General features: G+C 63.9%; 13 protein-coding genes. 9 read left to right on the forward strand and 4 right to left on the reverse strand.

Translation table 11 applies throughout. The features are described from left to right. Nucleotides 1–94 precede the first annotated feature (94 nt). The 5 genes from IM733_RS00835 to IM733_RS00855 all read left to right on the forward strand — a co-directional run bounded on the left by IM733_RS00835 (nucleotide 95) and on the right by IM733_RS00855 (nucleotide 6996). The gene (locus IM733_RS00835; RefSeq protein ID WP_248919133.1) at nucleotides 95–1027 is read left to right on the forward strand and encodes a rhodanese-related sulfurtransferase; all 933 of its coding nucleotides are present in this window, start codon (nucleotides 95–97) and stop codon (nucleotides 1025–1027) included. A gap of 3 nt (nucleotides 1028–1030) precedes the next feature. Continuing rightward, on the forward strand, nucleotides 1031–1663 hold the full coding sequence (locus IM733_RS00840) for a DsbA family protein (RefSeq protein ID WP_248919134.1): 633 nt from the start codon (nucleotides 1031–1033) through the stop codon (nucleotides 1661–1663). Further along, complete coding sequence (locus IM733_RS00845) at nucleotides 1656–3488, forward strand: ABC transporter ATP-binding protein (RefSeq protein ID WP_248919135.1); 1833 nt, start codon at nucleotides 1656–1658, stop codon at nucleotides 3486–3488. Before IM733_RS00840 ends, IM733_RS00845 begins: the two co-directional genes overlap by 8 nt. A 227-nt stretch (nucleotides 3489–3715) precedes the next feature. Then, nucleotides 3716–6172, forward strand: a complete 2457-nt coding sequence (locus IM733_RS00850; RefSeq protein WP_248919136.1) for an EAL domain-containing protein — start codon at nucleotides 3716–3718, stop codon at nucleotides 6170–6172. Nucleotides 6173–6210: 38 nt separating this feature from the next. Next, on the forward strand, nucleotides 6211–6996 hold the full coding sequence (locus tag IM733_RS00855; protein ID WP_248919137.1) for a TenA family transcriptional regulator: 786 nt from the start codon (nucleotides 6211–6213) through the stop codon (nucleotides 6994–6996). A gap of 71 nt (nucleotides 6997–7067) precedes the next feature. On the opposite strand, the gene IM733_RS00860 is transcribed toward IM733_RS00855, so the two are convergent. The 4 genes from IM733_RS00860 to IM733_RS00875 all read right to left on the reverse strand — a co-directional run bounded on the left by IM733_RS00860 (nucleotide 7068) and on the right by IM733_RS00875 (nucleotide 10622). Beyond that, nucleotides 7068–7808 carry a YciK family oxidoreductase gene (locus IM733_RS00860; protein WP_011532766.1) on the reverse strand — a complete coding sequence of 247 codons (741 nt, stop codon included), beginning with the start codon at nucleotides 7806–7808 and terminating at the stop codon, nucleotides 7068–7070. Between the two features lie 52 nt (nucleotides 7809–7860). Further along, on the reverse strand, nucleotides 7861–8532 hold the full coding sequence (gene mupP / locus IM733_RS00865) for an N-acetylmuramic acid 6-phosphate phosphatase MupP (RefSeq protein ID WP_248919138.1): 672 nt from the start codon (nucleotides 8530–8532) through the stop codon (nucleotides 7861–7863). 2 nt (nucleotides 8533–8534) lie between these two features. After that, on the reverse strand, nucleotides 8535–9233 hold the full coding sequence (gene ubiG / locus IM733_RS00870) for a bifunctional 2-polyprenyl-6-hydroxyphenol methylase/3-demethylubiquinol 3-O-methyltransferase UbiG (protein WP_011532768.1): 699 nt from the start codon (nucleotides 9231–9233) through the stop codon (nucleotides 8535–8537). Between the two features lie 63 nt (nucleotides 9234–9296). Next, a complete protein-coding gene (locus IM733_RS00875; protein ID WP_248919139.1) occupies nucleotides 9297–10622 on the reverse strand; it encodes a TRZ/ATZ family hydrolase in 1326 nt (441 codons plus the stop codon). 111 nt (nucleotides 10623–10733) lie between these two features. Here IM733_RS00875 and mtnA point away from each other — a divergent pair, with 111 nt between their 5' ends. From mtnA to pheA, 4 genes are all read left to right on the forward strand, one after another. Continuing rightward, a complete protein-coding gene (mtnA, locus tag IM733_RS00880; protein ID WP_248919140.1) occupies nucleotides 10734–11810 on the forward strand; it encodes an S-methyl-5-thioribose-1-phosphate isomerase in 1077 nt (358 codons plus the stop codon). Between the two features lie 247 nt (nucleotides 11811–12057). After that, nucleotides 12058–14820, forward strand: a complete 2763-nt coding sequence (gene gyrA / locus IM733_RS00885; protein ID WP_248919141.1) for a DNA gyrase subunit A — start codon at nucleotides 12058–12060, stop codon at nucleotides 14818–14820. Nucleotides 14821–14955: 135 nt separating this feature from the next. Beyond that, nucleotides 14956–16041, forward strand: coding sequence for a 3-phosphoserine/phosphohydroxythreonine transaminase (gene serC / locus IM733_RS00890; protein WP_248919142.1), 1086 nt, complete (start codon nucleotides 14956–14958; stop codon nucleotides 16039–16041). Continuing rightward, entirely contained in the window at nucleotides 16041–17135 is a 1095-nt protein-coding gene (gene pheA, locus IM733_RS00895) for a prephenate dehydratase (protein WP_011532773.1), read from the forward strand. Before serC ends, pheA begins: the two co-directional genes overlap by 1 nt. Nucleotides 17136–17199 lie beyond the last annotated feature (64 nt).

Below are 17199 nucleotides of genomic sequence, written 5' to 3' on the forward strand. Positions count from 1 at the left end.
TCGGCTTGCCGGCGATGGGCTGCGCAGCAGCCCCTTTGCTTTTGTCAAACCCGGTCCGCCCCTTACGAGGGCAACCACCTGGAGATGCACATCCATGTCCCAACCGATCGTCGTGGCGGCGCTGTACAAGTTCGTCACCCTGGAAGACTACGTCGAACTGCGTGAGCCCCTGCTCAAGGCCATGACCGACAACGGCGTCAAAGGCACCCTGCTGCTGGCCAACGAAGGCATCAACGGCACCGTGTCGGCCACCCGCGAAGGCATCGACGCGCTGCTCGCCTGGCTGCGCAACGACCCGCGCCTGGTGGATGTCGACCATAAAGAGTCGTACTGCGACGAGCAGCCGTTCTACCGCACCAAGGTCAAGCTCAAGAAAGAGATCGTCACCTTGGGCGTGCCGGGCGTGGACCCGAACAAGGCGGTGGGCACTTATGTCGACCCGAAAGACTGGAACGCCCTGATCAGCGACCCGGAAGTGCTGCTGATCGACACCCGCAACGACTACGAAGTGGCCATCGGTACCTTCAAGGGCGCCATCGACCCGAAGACCGAAACCTTCCGCGAGTTCCCCGACTACATCAAAGCCAACTTTGACCCGAGCAAGCACAAGAAAGTGGCGATGTTCTGCACCGGCGGCATCCGCTGTGAGAAAGCCTCCAGCTACATGCTCGGTGAGGGCTTCGAAGCCGTCTATCATCTCAAAGGCGGCATCCTGAAATACTTCGAGGAAGTACCGCAGGAGGAAAGCCTCTGGGGCGGCGACTGCTTCGTCTTCGACAACCGGGTCACCGTGCGTCACGACCTGAGCGAAGGCGAGTACGACCAGTGCCACGCATGCCGCCACCCGATCGATGTGAAGGACCGGGAGTCGGAGCACTATTCGCCAGGCGTGAGCTGCCCGCATTGCTGGGACAGCCTGAGCGAGAAGACCCGGCGCAGCGCCATCGACCGCCAGAAGCAGATCGAACTGGCCAAGGCGCGCAACCAGCCGCACCCGATTGGTTACAACTACAAAGCCGAGGCTTGATGCATGTCCGCACGCCTGCTCTATGTGATGGACCCGATGTGCTCCTGGTGCTGGGGTTTCGCCCCGGTGGCCGAGGCATTGATCGCCCAGGCCCGTGAAGCCGGGGTCGACACCCGGCTGGTGCCGGGCGGCCTGCGCAGCGGTGGCAGCGCCCTGGACGCCTCGACCCGCAAGTACATCCTCGAGCATTGGCAGGCCGTGCATGACGCCACCGGGCAGCCGTTTCGCTTCGACGGCGCAATGCCCGACGGTTTCGTCTATGACACAGAACCTGCGTGCCGCGCCCTGGTCGCGGCGCGCGAGCTGGATGGCCAGCGGGCCTGGAGCTTGCTCAAGCTGATCCAGTGTTCGTTCTACGAGCAGGGCGTGGACGTCACCCGCGCCCCGCAACTGGTGGATCTGGCCGAGCAGGCCGGGTACGACCGTGAGCCGTTCGCACAGCGTTTTGCCAGCCATGACACTCGTGCCGCCACCAGCGCCGATTTCGCCTGGGTGCAGGACCTGGGCATCGCCGGCTTCCCCACGCTGCTGGCCGAGCGCAACGGCCAACTGGCGCTGCTGACCAACGGCTACCAGCCGCTGGACAGCCTGCAACCCTTGCTCGGCCGCTGGCTGCAGCAGGCCGCCTGTGCTTGATCTGCCAGGGTCGCCAGACCCTGTGTCAGGGAAGCCCCCTGCTGTGCCTGATCGCCTGAGCTGGGCGGAAATCCGCCGCCTGGCCCTGCAACACAAGAAAGCCCTGTGGACCGCCAACCTGGTGGCCGTGCTGGCTGCCCTGTGCAGCGTGCCGATCCCGTTGCTGCTGCCGCTGCTGGTGGATGAGGTGTTGCTGGGGCATGGCGACGCAGCGCTGAAGTGGATGAATAACTTCCTGCCTGCCGGCTGGCAGGTTGCGGCTGGCTATATTGGCCTGATGCTGTGCGCCACCCTGGGCTTGCGCCTGGCCGCGCTGGCGTTCAACGTGGTCCAGGCCAAGCTGTTCGCCGGCCTGGCCAAGGATATTGTCTATCGCCTGCGCATCCGCCTGATCGAGCGGCTCAAACGCATTTCGCTCAAGGAATATGAAAGCCTGGGCAGCGGCACCGTGACCACCCACCTGGTCACCGACTTGGACACCCTCGACAAGTTCGTCGGCGAAACCCTCAGCCGTTTCCTGGTCGCTGTGCTGACACTCACCGGCACCGCCGCGATCCTGATCTGGATGCACTGGCAACTGGCGTTGTTGATCCTGCTGTTCAACCCGCTGGTGATCTACTTCACCGTGCAGTTGGGCAAGCGCGTCAAGCACCTGAAGAAGCTCGAGAACGACAGTACCGCGCGTTTCACCCAGGCGCTGACCGAAACGCTGGACGCTATCCAGGAGATCCGCGCCGGCAACCGCCAGGGGTATTTCCTCGGGCGCCTGGGCCTGCGCGCCCGCGAGGTGCGTGACTATGCCGTGGCCTCGCAGTGGAAGAGCGATGCCAGTGGCCGTGCCAGCGGCCTGCTGTTCCAGTTCGGTATCGACATCTTCCGCGCCGCGGCCATGCTCACCGTGCTGTTCTCCGACCTGTCCATCGGCCAGATGCTGGCGGTATTCAGCTACCTGTGGTTCATGATCGGCCCGGTGGAGCAGCTGTTGAACCTGCAATACGCCTACTACGCCGCGGGCGGCGCGCTCAGCCGGCTCAATGAACTGCTGGCGCGTGCCGACGAGCCGCGGTACCCGGCGGCCAGCGATCCGTTCGCCGGGCGTGAGACGGTGGGGCTTGAAGTACGCGACCTGCGTTTTGCCTATGCGGAAGAACCGGTACTCGATCAGCTCAACCTGTCCATTGCCCCGGGTGAGAAGGTGGCCATCGTCGGTGCCAGTGGCGGTGGCAAGAGCACCCTGGTGCAGTTGCTGCTTGGGTTGTACAGCGCCCAGGCCGGAACCATTCGTTTCGGTGGCGCCAGCTTGCAGGAGATTGGCCTGGAGACGTTGCGCGAGAACGTCGCGGTGGTGCTGCAGCACCCGTCGCTGTTCAACGACAGCGTGCGTGCCAACCTCACCATGGGCCGTGACTGCAGTGATGAAGCCTGCTGGCAGGCGCTGCGCATCGCCCAGTTGGACGCCACCATCGCCGCCTTGCCCCAGGGGTTGGACAGCGTGGTCGGGCGCTCCGGGGTGCGCCTGTCCGGAGGTCAGCGTCAGCGCCTGGCAATCGCCCGCATGGTGCTGGCCGAGCCCAAAGTGGTCATTCTCGACGAGGCGACCTCGGCACTGGACGCGGCCACCGAGTACAACCTGCATCAGGCTCTGGCGCGTTTCCTAAGTGGCCGCACCACCTTGATCATCGCCCACCGTCTTTCGGCGGTGAAGCAGGCCGACCGGGTGCTGGTGTTCGATGGCGGGCATGTGGCCGAGGATGGTGGGCATCAGCAACTGATCGCCGAAGGTGGGTTGTATGCCAAGCTGTACGGGCATTTGCAGCAGACTTGAGATTGTTCGCCCGGCTGTGCCGGGCATCGCCAGCGAGGCTGGCTCCTGCAGGGGCGGGCGTTCCCTGTAGGAGCGGATTTATCCGCGAATGCGAAAAATCAGGCGCCGACGATACTGGAAAGTTGATATTTTCGGCGGTCATCCCGCTCCCACAGGCATGGCAAATGGCCTACGCTGTGCTTGTCTAGGTCGATTCGTGCCTTATCTGCCGCAGTGACAGGGACCACATGAAGGGAAATCGGACGCTCGAGGCACCAAGGCTGCTGGGTATCATCTGGCCTTTCGTCGCCGTTGTGGTCTTCCAGGTGCTGCTGGGCAGCCTGAGCCTCTATGCGTTGTCCGCCATGCGCGCCTATGTGGCGGGCGAGAGCCTGTGGTCCAAGGCGCAGAAAGACGCCATCTACTATCTGAGCCTCTATGCCGAGGACCGTGACCCGCGGACTTTCGAGCGCTACCAGCGGGCCATCCTCGTACCGCAAGGCGACCATGACCTGCGCCTGGCCCTGGATCGCCCCGAACCCGACCTCGAAGCCGCGCGCAAGGGCATCCTGCAAGGGGGCAACCACCCCGACGACGTGGCCAGGATCATCTGGTTCTACCGCAACTTCCGTCATATCAGCTACATGGAAACCGCCATCGACTATTGGGATATCGGTGATGATTACCTGCGCCAGCTCGATGTGCTGGCCATGCAGATGCGTGACGGCTTCGCCGCCGGGGATGTCGAGGCGCGCCAGGTGCTGGACTGGAAAGCGCATATCGTCGCCATCAACGATGGCGTGACGCCAGCGGCCAAGGCCTTCAGCGATGCCTTGGGTGAAGGCTCGCGGGTGCTGCTTACCGTGCTGATGCTCACCAACCTGGCCACGGCGCTGTTCCTGATCGCCATGGCCTGGCGGCGTTCGAGCAAGTTGCTGGCCCAGCGCCAGGCCTTCGCCATTGCGTTGCAGGAGGAGAAGGAGCGGGCGCAGATCACCCTTGAGTCTATCGGTGACGCGGTGATCACCGCCGATGTCGACGGCTGCATCGCCTACATGAATCCGGCCGCCGAGCAGTTGACCCATTGGCAGGCCGCCCAGGCACAGGGGCTGCCTTTGGCAGCCTTGTTCAGCCTGCTCGACGAGAACGCCGAAAGCGACAGTCGCACCCTGGTCGAGCAGGTGCTCAGTGGCAGCCTGAAGGGCGGGGCTGAGCACGCGCGGCTGATCCAGCGCCTGGATGGCAGCACCGTGTCGGTCAACCTGGTGGGTTCTCCCATCCTCACGGACGGGCAGGTCAGCGGCATTGTCGTGGTGCTGCACGACATGACCCAGGAGCGCCAGTACATCGCCAACTTGTCCTGGCAGGCCACCCATGACGCGCTCACCGGCCTGGCCAACCGACGCGAGTTCGAGTATCGCCTGGAACAGGCGCTCAATGCCTTGGCCCGTCAGGCCGGGCGTCATTCGTTGATGTTTCTCGACCTCGATCAGTTCAAGCTGGTCAATGACACGTGTGGGCATGCGGCCGGCGATGAACTGCTGCGGCATATCTGTGCGGTGCTGCAATCCGGCCTGCGCGAGGGTGACACGCTGGCCCGGCTGGGTGGTGACGAGTTCGGCGTGCTGCTGGAGAGTTGCCCGTCAGATCAGGCCGAACGCATCGCCGAGCTCTTGCGCCAAGCGGTGCAAAGCCTGCATTTCGTATGGAAAGGGCGGCCCTTCGTCACCACGGTCAGCATTGGCCTGGTGCACATTGCCCAGCCGCCCGGCACCCTGGAGGCCTCGCTGCGCGCCGCCGACATGGCCTGCTACATGGCCAAGGAAAAAGGACGCAACCGGGTCCAGGTGTACCATGCCGACGATAGCGAACTGTCCATGCGTTTCGGCGAGATGGCTTGGATCCAGCGCCTGCACGTGGCCTTGGAGGAGAACCGCTTCTGCCTCTATGCCCAGGAAATCGCGCCCCTGCGGCCGCAGGAGGGCGCCGGGCATCTCGAGATACTGCTGCGCCTGCATGACGAAAACGGCCGCACCATCCTGCCGGACAGCTTCATACCCGCCGCCGAGCGCTATGGCCTGATGACCGCCCTGGATCGCTGGGTGGTGCGCAGTGTGTTCCAGGTGGTGCGCCAGTGCCTGGACGAAGGCCGTGAGGGGCCGCTGGCGATGTGCGCGATCAACCTGTCGGGGGCGAGTATCGGTGATGACAAGTTCCTCGAGTACCTGCAGCGGCTGTTCGAGGAGTTTTCCATCCCGCCTTGGTTGATTTGTTTTGAAATTACCGAAACCAGCGCGATCGCCAATCTGGGCAGTGCGATTCGATTCATCAATGAATTGAAGGCACTGGGCTGCAAGTTCTCCCTGGATGACTTCTGTGCCGGAATGTCGTCATTCGCCTATTTGAAGCATTTGCCTGTAGACTTCCTGAAGATCGACGGAAGTTTCGTTAAGGACATGCTCGATGATCCGATCAACCGGGCGATGGTCGAAGTGATCAATCACATCGGCCACGTCATGGGCAAGCGGACCATCGCCGAGTTCGTCGAGACGCCATTGATCGAGCAGGCGTTGCAGGAGATCGGCGTGGACTACGCCCAGGGTTACCTCATCGAACGCCCGCAGGTCTTCACCTGCGACAGCCTGCAGCGCCAACGGATAGCCGCAAGGCCCCTCCTGCACCGGGCGCCGGGGACCTTTCGCTGAACTTTGCCCGGTCATCACAGGGAATCAAGGAGCTGACAGTGATTGACTCGTTCGTAAGGATCGGACCATTGATGGATCCGGCCAGTTATCCGGATTGGGCCCAGCAACTGATCGAGGATTGCCGCGAAAGCAAACGCCGAGTAGTCGAGCACGAGTTCTATCAGCGCCTGCGCGATGGTCAGCTACGGCCGGCCACCCTCCGCCAGTACCTGATAGGTGGCTGGCCGGTGGTCGAGCAGTTCTCGTTGTACATGGCCCACAACCTCACCAAGACCCGCTACGCCCGCCACCCAGGAGAAGACATGGCGCGGCGCTGGCTGATGCGCAACATCCGCGTCGAGCTCAACCACGCTGACTACTGGGTGCACTGGTGCCAGGCCCATGGCATCCACCTGCACGAATTGCAGGCCCAGGAAGTGCCACCCGAGCTCAACGGCCTGAACGACTGGTGCTGGCGAGTATGCGCCACCGAGTCGCTGGCCATCTCGATGGCGGCCACCAACTACGCCATCGAAGGCGCCACGGGCGAATGGTCGGCGGTGGTCTGCTCGACCGACACCTACGCCCAGGGCTTCCCCGAGGAAACCCGCAAGCGTGCGATGAAGTGGCTGAAGATGCACGCCCAGTACGACGATGCCCATCCGTGGGAGGCGTTGGAGATCATCTGTACGCTGGCCGGCGAGAATCCCACGCTGGGGTTGCGCACTGAGCTGCGCAGGTCTATCTGCAAGAGCTACGACTGCATGTTCCTGTTCCTGGAGCGTTGCATGCAACTGGAAGGGCGCCAGCAGGGGCGGGTGCGCCCGGCATTGGCAGCGGGCTGAAGCGGTTCGCCGGCAAGCCGGCTCCTGCAAGGTCGATCCCGCAGGAGCCGGCGTGCCGGCGAACAGGGCCGTTATTGCGCGTTCAGTGCCTGCCCGTTCACATCCTTGCTGTCCGGCCCCATCAGGTACAGGTACACCGGCATGATCTCTTCGGGCAGCGGGTTGTTCTGCGGGTTCTCGCTTGGGTAGGCCTGGGCCCGCATTGCCGTGCGCGTGGCGCCCGGGTTGATACTGTTGGCGCGTACCGGCGCGACACCTTCGAGCTCATCGGCGAGCGTCTGCATCAGCCCTTCGGTGGCGAACTTCGAAACGCCATAGGCGCCCCAGTAGGCTCGCCCTTTGCGCCCGACGCTGCTGGAGGTGAACACCACCGAGGCGTCCTCCGACAGCTTGAGCAGCGGCAGCAGGGTGCTGGTGAGCATGAAGGTGGCGTTGACGTTGATGTGCATCACCCGCATGAAATTGTCGCCCGACAGCTGCTCAAGCGGCGTGCGCGGGCCGATGATCGACGCGTTGTTGAGCAGGCCGTCGAGGCGCCCGAACTGCTCCTCGATCATCACCGCCAGTTCGTCGTACTGGTGGGGCAGGGCGGTTTCCAGGTTGAACGGGATCACTACCGGCTGCGGGTGGCCGGCCGCTTCGATCTGGTCGTACACCTCGTTGAGGTTGGCCTCGGTCTTGCCCAGCAGCAGCACGGTGGCGCCCAGCGCCGCATAGGCCTTGGCGGCAGCGGCACCGATGCCGCGGCCGGCGCCGGTGACCAGGATGATCCGGCCCTTGAGCAGGTCGGGGCGGGCGGTGTAGTCGAACATGTGATTTATCCTTGAAATCGAAGGGCGACGCGCGCCCTGTAGGCCGAGGGCTTCAGCAGCCGCACAGCGCGCTGTCGATCACCTTGCGCAGTTCCAGCGGGTGGTCCACCACCACGTCGGCGCCCCAGTTGTTGGGGTTGTCCTCTGGATGAATATAGCCATAGCGCACGGCCGCGGTACGGGTGCCGGCGTCGCGGCCAGACTCGATGTCGCGCAGGTCGTCGCCGACGAACAGCACGCTGGCCGGGTCGAGGTCGAGGGTCTTGCAGGCCAGGATCAACGGCTCGGGGTCGGGCTTGCTGTTCTTCACGTGGTCCGGGCAGATCAGCAGTGCCGAGCGCTCGGCCAGGCCCAGGCGCTGCATGATCGGCTCGGCGAAGCGCACCGGCTTGTTGGTGACCACGCCCCACAGCAGATTGCCTTTCTCGATGTCGGCCAGCAGTTCCGGCATGCCGTCGAACAACTTGCTGTGCACCGCGCAATCACGTTGGTAGCGTTCGAGGAACTCCAGGCGCAGGGCTTCGAAGCCTTCGGCGTCCGGGTCCATGGCGAAAGTCGCGGCGACCATGGCCCGCGCACCGCCGGAAATCACGTCGCGGATGCGTGCGTCGTCGATGCTCGGCAGGCCCCGGTCGGTGAGCATTGCCTGGCAGATGGCGATGAAGTCCGGCGCCGTGTCCAGCAGGGTGCCGTCCATGTCGAAGAGTACTGCTCGCAGGCGCATGCTCATTCCTCGCGCAGGGTCTGGATCATGTAGTTGACGTCGACGTCGTTGCTCAGCTTGTAGTGCTTGGTCAGCGGGTTGTACGTGAGGCCGATGATATCCTTCACTTCAAGCCCGGCGACGCGGCTCCAGGCGCCCAGCTCGGAAGGGCGGATGAATTTCTTGAAGTCATGGGTGCCGCGCGGCAGCATCTTGAGGATGTACTCGGCGCCGATGATAGCCAGCAGGTAGGCCTTGGGGTTGCGGTTGATGGTCGAGAAGAACACTTGGCCGCCCGGCTTGACCATGCGGTAGCAGGCACGGATCACCGACGACGGGTCGGGCACGTGTTCGAGCATCTCCAGGCAGGTGACCACGTCGAACTGTTCGGGCATCTCCTCGGCCAGGGCCTCGGCGGTGATCTGCCGGTACTCGACGTCCACGCCGGACTCCAGTTGGTGCAGTTGGGCCACCGCCAGCGGCGCCTCGCCCATGTCGATGCCGGTGACGGTGGCGCCGCGCTGGGCCATCGCCTCGCTGAGGATGCCGCCGCCGCAACCGACGTCCAGCACCTTCTTGCCGGCCAGGCTCACGCGCTCGTCGATCCAGTTGACCCGCAGCGGGTTGATGTCGTGCAGTGGCTTGAATTCGCTTTCGCGGTCCCACCAGCGATGGGCCAGGGCCTCGAATTTGGCGATTTCGGCGTGGTCGACGTTGCTCATGTGAACAGTCCTCTGAATCTTCGATGAAAGTGCTACAGGGCGGCAGCCGTGGCTGCCGGCCGGTTATTCGTTGCGCCCGCCGATGCGGGCTCCCCAGGCGCGGGCGGTGCTGGCCAGCGCGGCTTCGTCCATTTGTGTCAGGCGGCGATCCTGAACCAGGGCGTGGCCTGCGACCCAGACGTCTTTCACGCAATCGCGGCCGGTGGCGTAGATCAGTTGCGAGACTGGATCGTGCACCGGTTGCTGCTGCAGGCCGGAGAGGTCGAAGGCGACCAGGTCGGCGGCCTTGCCCGCTTCCAGCGAGCCGGTAATGGCTTCCAGCCCCAGTGCTCGGGCGCCATTGAGCGTGGCCATGCGCAGGGCGCGATGGGCGTCCAGGGCCGTGGCCGAGCCCGCAACCGCCTTGGCCAGCAGGGCGGCGGTACGGGTCTCGCCGAGCAGGTCAAGGTCGTTGTTGCTGGCGGCGCCATCGGTACCGACCGCCACATTCACGCCAGCCTGCCATAGGCGCTCCACCGGGCAGAAGCCGCTGGCCAGCTTGAGGTTGGATTCGGGGCAGTGGATCACGTTGGTGTTGCTTTCTACCAGCAGCGCCAGATCTTCGTCGCTGACCTGGGTCATGTGCACCGCTTGCAGGCTGGGGCCGAGCAGGCCCAGGCGGGCGAGGCGAGCCAGCGGGCGCTCGCCGTTATCCTTGAGTGCCTGTTCGACTTCGCCGGCGGTCTCGTGGATATGCATGTGCAGTGGCGCGTCGAGCTGGTCGGCGATGATGCGGATCTTCTCCAGGTTCGCGTCGCTGACGGTGTAGGGGGCGTGCGGGCCAAGGGCGATGGTGATGCGCGGGTGGTGGCGCAGGTCGCCGAACAGCTCGATGGCCAGGTGCAGGCCTTCTTCCGGTGAGCGGGCGCCGGGGATGGGGAAGTCCAGCAGTGGCACGGCGATCTGCGCGCGGATGCCGCTGCGGTGCACGCGGTCGCAGGCTTCGCGAGGAAAGAAGTACATGTCGGCGAAACAGGTGATGCCGCCCTTGAGCTGCTCGGCGATGGCAAGGTCCGTGCCGTCGCGCACGAAGGCTTCATCGACCCAGCGCCCTTCAGCCGGCCAGATGTGCTCTTCGAGCCAAGTCATCAGGGGCAGGTCGTCCGCAAGTCCGCGGAACAGCGACATGGCGGCGTGGCCGTGGGCGTTGACCAAACCGGGGGTGAGCAGGCAGTCAGGGAGCTCTCGCACCTGGTTCGCCAACGGGGCGCGCTCGCGCGGGCCGAGCCAGGCGATCTGGCCATCGCGAATGCCTAGCGCATGATTTTCCAGCACCACGCCAGCCGGCTCCACGGGCACCAGCCAGCGTGGTGCCAGCAACAGGTCTACAGGGGGCGTGGGGGAGGGCATGCGCGGCATTTACCAGGGTCGGTTTGCTTAAACGCGCAGTATACCCGAGCGGCCGTGGCTGAGGGTCGCTATAATCGCCGCCTTTTGATGCCAGGGCGACGGGGAGAGGCGATGCGCGAGCAACTGATGGCGGCGGAGACGGTGACAGGCATCGAATGGCACGATGGCGCGCTGCACCTGCTCGATCAGCGCCTGCTGCCGCTTGAGCAGTGCTGGCTGACCTGCACCGATGTGGCGCAGGTGGCCGAGGCGATCAGCGACATGGTTGTGCGCGGCGCCCCGGCAATCGGTATCAGCGCCGCCTATGGGCTGGTGCTGGCGCTGCGTCACCGCTTGGCTGAAGGTGAGGGGTGGGAGGAGTCCCTGGAAGAAGACTTCCTGATGCTGGGCGAGGCGCGCCCCACGCCGGCCAACCTGTTCTGGGCGCTCAACCGCATGCGTGAGCGCTTGCAGCGCCTGCGTCCGGGCGAGGATGTGCTGGCGGTCATGGAGGCCGAGGCGATCGCCATCCATGAAAGTGACCGTGAAGCCAACCTGACCATGGCCCAGTTCGGTGTCGAGCAGATCCGCAAGCACCAAGGCAGCGAGCAGGCCCTGCTCACCCATGGCAACGCCGGGGCCCTGGCCACCGGTGGCTTCGGCACCGCTTTGGGGGTGATTCGCGCCGCCACGCTGGAGGGCATGGTCGAGCAGGTTTATGCCTGCGAATCCCGTCCATGGCTGCAAGGGTCGCGCCTGACCGCGTGGGAACTGGCCGCCGACGGCGTGCCGGTGACCGTGGTTGCCGATGCGGCAGCAGGGCATCTGATGAAGACCAAGGGCATCAGCTGGGTGGTGGTCGGCGCCGACTGCATTGCTGCCAATGGTGACGTGGCGGCGAAGATCGGCACTTACCAGTTGGCGGTGGCGGCCATGCACCACGGGTTGCGCTTCATGGTGGTGGCGCCGAGCAGCAGCATCGACCTGAACCTGGCCACGGGCGAGGATATTCCACTGGAGGTGCGCGGTGTTGAAGAGCTGCTGGAAGTGGCGGGCATCCAGGTGACGGCCGACGTCGAGGCATACAACCCGGTAGTCGATGTCACCCCGGCCGACCTGATCGATGTGATTGTCACCGAGAAGGGGGTGGTCGAGCGTCCGGATGCGGCGAAAATGGCCCAGCTGATGTGCCGCAAACGCCTCCATTGAGGCGTTTTTTCACCCGTTTGGATGATGCGGTACGGCAACCTGCCATATCTCCCATGCGCCCAGCGTTTGTGATACCATCCGGCAGTTTCCAAGGCCGTTCTTTGCAGCGGCCTTCATTGCGCAGATCCATGGCACAACTCATTGATTTGTCGTATGTCGTCGCTTCTCTTCACGCAGCGGCGGCGAGCTTCGTTCGTCCCACGAGGGACCAGGCGAAGTTTCACCAGAAAAAGGAATCAGGCTTCTCATGGGCGAACTGGCCAAAGAAATCCTCCCGGTCAATATCGAAGACGAACTGAGACAGTCTTACCTCGACTACGCGATGAGCGTGATTGTCGGGCGAGCGCTGCCCGATGCGCGTGACGGCTTGAAGCCCGTGCATCGTCGCGTTCTCTATGCGATGAGCGAGCTGGGCAACGACTGGAACAAGCCGTACAAGAAATCCGCCCGTGTGGTCGGTGACGTGATCGGTAAGTACCACCCGCACGGCGATACCGCCGTGTACGACACCATCGTGCGCATGGCCCAGCCATTCTCGCTGCGCTACCTGCTGGTCGATGGCCAGGGCAACTTCGGTTCGGTGGACGGCGACAATGCCGCGGCCATGCGATACACCGAAGTGCGCATGTCCAAGCTGGCCCACGAGCTGCTTGCCGACCTGCACAAAGAGACCGTTGACTGGGTACCCAACTACGACGGCACCGAGCAGATCCCGGCGGTCATGCCGACCAAGATCCCCAACCTGCTGGTCAACGGTTCCAGCGGTATCGCCGTGGGCATGGCCACCAACATCCCGCCGCACAACCTGGGCGAGGTGATCGACGGTTGCCTGGCGCTGATCGACAACTCCGATATCACGGTCGATGAGCTGATGCAGTTCATCCCGGGCCCGGACTTCCCGACCGCTGGCCTGATCAACGGGCGCCAGGGCATCATCGAGGCCTATCGCACCGGCCGTGGCCGCATTTACATGCGCGCCCGCTCGGAAATCGAAGACATCGACAAGGTCGGTGGCCGTCAGCAGATCGTCGTCACCGAACTCCCTTATCAGCTGAACAAGGCGCGTCTGATCGAGAAGATCGCCGAGCTGGTCAAAGAGAAGAAGATCGAAGGCATCACCGAGCTGCGCGACGAGTCCGACAAGGACGGCATGCGCATCGTCATCGAGCTGCGTCGCGGCGAGGTGCCGGAAGTAGTGCTCAACAACCTCTACCAGCAAACTCAGCTGCAGAGCGTGTTCGGCATCAACATCGTTGCCCTGATCGACGGTCGCCCACGCCTGCTGAACCTGAAAGACCTGCTCGAGGCGTTCGTCCGCCACCGCCGTGAGGTCGTAACGCGTCGTACTGTCTTCGAACTGCGCAAGGCCCGTGAACGCGGCCATATTCTTGAAGGCCAGGCGGTCGCGCTGTCGAACATCGATCCGGTCATCGCCCTGATCAAGGCTTCGCCGACGCCGTCCGAGGCCAAGGAAGCCCTGGTCAGCACCGCCTGGGAGTCCAGCGCCGTGCAGGTGATGGTGGAGCGCGCCGGTGCCGACTCCTGCCGCCCGGAGGATCTCCCGGAGCAGTATGGTCTGCGCGAGGGCAAGTACTACCTGTCGCCGGAGCAGGCCCAGGCCATTCTTGATCTGCGTCTGCACCGCCTGACCGGCCTGGAGCACGAAAAGCTGCTGGCCGAGTACCAGGAGATCCTGGAGCAGATTGGTGAGCTGATCCGCATCCTGAGTAGTGCCGAGCGCCTGATGGAAGTGATCCGCGAAGAGCTCGAGGCAATCCGTGTCGAATATGGCGATGCTCGTCGTACCGAGATCCTCGATGCCCGCCACGACCTCAACTACGGTGACATGATCCCCGAAGAAGAGCGCGTGGTGACCATCTCCCACGGCGGCTACGCCAAGACGCAACCGCTGTCCGCCTATCAAGCCCAGCGCCGCGGCGGCAAGGGTAAGTCGGCGACCGGTGTGAAGGACGAGGACTACATCGAGCACCTGTTGGTCGCCAACAGCCATGCCACCCTGTTGCTGTTCTCCAGCAAGGGCAAGGTGTACTGGCTCAAAACCTACGACATTCCCGAGGCTTCCCGTGCCGCCCGTGGCCGTCCGCTGGTCAACCTGCTGCCGCTGGAGGAGGGTGAGCGCATCACCGCCATGCTGCAGATCGACCTGGAAGCCCTGCAGCAGCACGCCGATCCGGAAGAAGACCTGGAAGACGGTGATGACGGTGTGATCGAAGGTGAGCTGGTCGAGGTCGAGGAAATCGACGAGGAAGATGGCGATACCCCTGAGTGGGCTGCCGAACCGACTGGCGCCTATATCTTCATGGCCACCGCCTCCGGTACCGTCAAGAAGACCCCGCTGGTGCAGTTCGCCCGTCCGCGCTCCAACGGCCTGATCGCCCTGAAGCTCAAGGAAGGTGACACCCTGATCGCCGCGGCCATCACCGACGGCGCCAAGGAAGTCATGATGTTCTCCGACGCCGGCAAGGTGATCCGCTTCGCCGAAAGCGTGGTGCGCGAAATGGGCCGTACCGCCCGTGGCGTGCGTGGCATGAAGCTGGGCAAGGGGCAGCGCATCATCTCCATGCTGATTCCGGAGTCCGGCGCGCAGATCCTCACCGCCTCCGAGCGCGGTTTCGGCAAGCGTACTCCGCTGTCGAAGTTCCCACGCCGTGGGCGTGGTGGCCAGGGTGTGATCGCCATGGGCACCAAGGGGCGCAATGGCCTGCTGACCGGCGCTATCCAGGTGCAGGAAGGCGAAGAGATCATGCTGATCTCCGACCAGGGTACGCTGGTGCGTACGCGGGTTGGCGAAGTGTCCAGCCTGGGCCGTAACACTCAAGGTGTGACACTGATCAAACTGGCCACCGACGAGACGTTGGTCGGCGTGGAGCGCGTCCAGGAGCCATCCGAGGAAGAGCTCGATGATGTAATCGAGACGGATGAGGAGGGCGCTCCGCTCGATGCGGTGGGCGAGGACAGCGCGGGCGCCGAAGAGGCACCTCAGGAGTAAGTGAAGCAACAACCCGAGCGGGGCGACCAAGGTCGCCCCGTTTGACTGATTGGAACAGGCAACGCCTGCTTTTTTGTAGGGGCGGCGAGGCCTGCACGTTACGATTTTGTTCTATTTGGCAGAGCGAGAGTGGATGTGAGCAAACGAGCCTTTAACTTCTGCGCAGGCCCTGCCGCGCTTCCCGATGCTGTCCTGCAGCGTGCCCAGGCTGAAATGCTGGACTGGCGCGGCAAGGGGCTGTCGGTGATGGAGATGAGCCATCGCAGCGACGACTACGTGGCCATCGCCGAAAAGGCCGAGCAGGACCTGCGTGACCTGCTGTCCGTCCCCTCCAACTACAAGGTACTGTTCCTGCAGGGGGGAGCCAGCCAGCAGTTCGCCGAGATACCGCTGAACCTGCTGCCGGAAAACGGTATCGCCGACTACGTCGAGACCGGTATCTGGTCGAAAAAGGCCATCGAAGAAGCGCGCCGTTTCGGTAACGTCAACGTGGCTGCCAGTGCCAAGCCCTACGACTACCTGGCGATCCCGGGCCAGAACGAATGGCAGCTGAGCAAGAACGCCGCTTACCTGCACTATGCCTCCAACGAGACCATCGGCGGCCTGCAATTCGACTGGGTGCCCGAAGCCGGCGACGTACCGCTGGTGGTCGACATGTCCTCGGACATTCTCTCGCGCCCAATTGACGTCTCCCAATACGGCCTGATCTATGCTGGCGCGCAGAAGAACATCGGCCCCAGCGGCCTGGTGGTGGTGATCGTGCGCGAAGACCTGCTGGGTCGCGCCCGCAGCAGTTGCCCGACCATGCTCGACTACAAGGTCTCGGCCGATAACGGCTCGATGTACAACACCCCTGCCACCTATTCCTGGTACCTCTCGGGCCTGGTATTCGAATGGCTCAAGGAGCAGGGGGGCGTCGAGGCGATGGAGCAGCGCAACCGCGCGAAGAAAGATCGTCTGTATGGCTTCATCGATAGCAGCGAGTTCTACACCAACCCGATCAGCCACAACGCCCGTTCGTGGATGAACGTACCGTTCCGCCTGGCCGACGAGCGCCTGGACAAAGCCTTCCTGGCGGGCGCCGATGCCCGCGGCCTGCTGAACCTCAAGGGGCATCGTTCGGTCGGCGGCATGCGCGCCTCGATCTACAACGCCTTGGGTCTGGAAGCCGTCGAAGCCCTGGTCGGCTACATGGCCGAGTTCGAGAAGGAGCACGCTTGATGTCCGATCAGGAACTCAAGGCGCTGCGCGTTCGCATCGACAGCCTCGACGAGAAGATCCTCGAGCTGATCAGCGAGCGTGCCCGTTGTGCCCAGGAAGTTGCCAAGGTCAAGACCGCCACCCTCGCCGAAGGCGAGAAGCCGGTGTTCTACCGCCCCGAGCGCGAGGCCGCGGTGCTCAAGCGCGTCATGGAGCGCAACAAGGGGCCGCTGGATAACGAAGAGATGGCGCGGCTGTTCCGCGAAATCATGTCTTCCTGCCTGGCCCTGGAAGAGCCGCTCAAGATCGCCTACCTCGGCCCTGAGGGCACCTTCACCCAGGCGGCGGCCATGAAGCACTTCGGCCATGCCGTGGTCAGTCGCCCGATGGCGGCTATCGACGAGGTGTTCCGCGAGGTGGCGGCTGGTGCCGTCAACTTCGGCGTGGTGCCGGTGGAGAACTCCACCGAGGGTGCGGTCAGCCATACACTGGACAGCTTCCTCGAGCACGACATGGTGATCTGTGGCGAAGTCGAGCTGCGTATCCACCACCACCTGTTGGTGGGTGAGAACACCAAAACCGACAGCATCACCCGCATCTACTCGCATGCCCAGTCGCTGGCCCAGTGCCGCAAGTGGCTGGATGCCCACTATCCGAACGTCGAGCGCGTGGCGGTGTCCAGCAATGCCGAGGCGGCCAAGCGGGTCAAGGGCGAGTGGAACTCGGCGGCGATCGCCGGCGACATGGCGGCCAACCTGTATGGCCTGACCCGTCTGGCCGAGAAGATCGAGGACCGCCCGGACAACTCAACGCGCTTCCTCATGATCGGCAGCCAGGAAGTGCCGCCGACCGGCGACGACAAGACCTCGATCATCGTGTCCATGAGCAACAAGCCAGGTGCGCTGCATGAACTGCTCGTGCCGTTCCATGAGAACGGCATCGATCTCACTCGTATCGAAACCCGTCCGTCGCGCAGTGGCAAATGGACCTACGTGTTCTTCATCGATTTCGTCGGCCATCACCGCGATCCGCTGATCAAGGCGGTGCTGGAGCAGATCAGCCAGGAGGCCGTGGCACTTAAGGTGCTGGGTTCCTATCCGAAGGCGGTGCTTTGATTCAAGGGAGGGTGGGGCGGCTGAAAGCCGCTCCTACAGGCGTGCGCGGTACCTGTAGGAGCGG

It is taken from the genome of Pseudomonas entomophila (assembly GCF_023277925.1).
Taxonomy (GTDB): domain Bacteria; phylum Pseudomonadota; class Gammaproteobacteria; order Pseudomonadales; family Pseudomonadaceae; genus Aquipseudomonas; species Aquipseudomonas entomophila_D.